Genomic DNA, 436 nt, shown 5'->3' with positions numbered 1-436 from the left:
CGAAGGATAGTGGTAAAGGGAATTTACCAGTGTTCCCTTTTCTAAAATTACATATTTGAGCCCTTTCCTTTTTGCTTCCAGAGCACAGGCAATGCCTATAGGTCCGCCGCCTACAATTACCAGGTCGAATATTTCTTCCTCTCTACGAATTGACAAGAGATTTTAAATTTTTAATAGTTCGGGAGGGATCTTCAGCTTTAAAGACAAAACTTCCTGCAACCAGCACATCTGCACCGGCTTCAACCAGTTGCGCTGCATTCTTGTCGGTAACCCCACCATCTACTTCAATAAGAGTAGAAGCGTTGTTGCGGGTTATGATCTCTTTAAGCTGTCGTACTTTTTTATAGGTATTTTCTATAAAGCTTTGTCCTCCAAATCCCGGATTGACGCTCATCATACAAACCAGATCAATATCGCCTATAACGTCCTCCAGCAG

2 protein-coding genes are annotated in these 436 nt (G+C 42.2%); both read right to left on the bottom strand.

Translation table 11 applies throughout. From position 1 onward, the window contains the following. The coding region (locus tag HC175_RS18915) for an FAD-dependent oxidoreductase (protein WP_438865968.1) at positions 1-132 on the bottom strand (132 nt) is incomplete at its 3' end. 10 nt (positions 133-142) lie between these two features. Then, a partial coding sequence (locus tag HC175_RS18910) for a ribulose-phosphate 3-epimerase (RefSeq protein ID WP_369074350.1) occupies positions 143-436 on the bottom strand: 294 nt, incomplete at its 5' end.

Source organism: Salinimicrobium oceani (genome assembly GCF_012037645.1).
Note: the sequence above shows the minus strand (reverse complement) of the source record. Positions and strands in the feature narration are given on the sequence as shown.